Raw genomic sequence first — 758 nt, forward strand, 5'->3', positions numbered from 1 at the left:
CGGGAACTGATCCAACCGGTATTCCCGCCGGTAGCCCGCCGCCGTGTTCACCAGGCTGCGGTGCTCGATCATCACGCCCTTCGGCTTGCCCGTCGTTCCCGACGTGTAGATCACGTACGCCAGGTCCTCTGGACGGGCTTCATGGAAGCTGTCGGCATTCGTCCGCTCCTCGCTGTACGAAGTTTCGTCGTCGAGGTACAGCACCGCCGCCAGCGCCAGCTCCTCTTCGCCGAGCCAGGCTTCGGCGCGCTCTCGCAGCGGCGTTTGCGTCAGCAGCACCTTCGCTCCGCTGTCTTCGAGCATGAACCGCACGCGCTCCGCCGGGTAATCCGGGTCGAGCGGCACATACGCCCCGCCCGCTTTCCAGACGGCCAGCACGGCCACCAGCAAGTCCACCGAACGCTCGGCGAGAATGCCGACGATCGTCTCCCGGCCGATGCTGCTTGCGCGCAGCGTGGCCGCCAAGCGATTCGCCCGCTCGTTCAGCTCCGCATACGTCAGCCGGTCATTCTCGTACACGACAGCTGCCGCTTCCGGCGTGCGTTCCGCCTGTTCCTCGAACAGCCGGTGGAACGCGGCCGCCGGAGCCGCTTCCGGCTGCGCCGGGTTAAACGCGCCGAGAATTTGCTCTTTTTCCGCCGGTGTCAAAATGCCCAGCTCGGCAATAGTCGCCGACGGGTTGCGGAGAATGGATTCAAGCAGCTGCAAGTAGTGAGCGGCCAATTTCTCCACCGTTTCGGTTTTATAAAGAGCAGTGG

General features: G+C 64.4%; 1 protein-coding gene. It reads right to left on the bottom strand.

Annotated elements, in window-relative coordinates; all coding sequences use genetic code 11:
* On the bottom strand, positions 1-758 hold a 758-nt coding region (locus tag LCF57_RS04555), incomplete at both ends, for an AMP-binding protein (protein WP_225999641.1).

It is taken from the genome of Paenibacillus sp. BJ-4 (assembly GCF_020404765.1).
In the GTDB taxonomy this organism is placed as follows: Bacteria; Bacillota; Bacilli; order Paenibacillales; family Paenibacillaceae; genus Paenibacillus.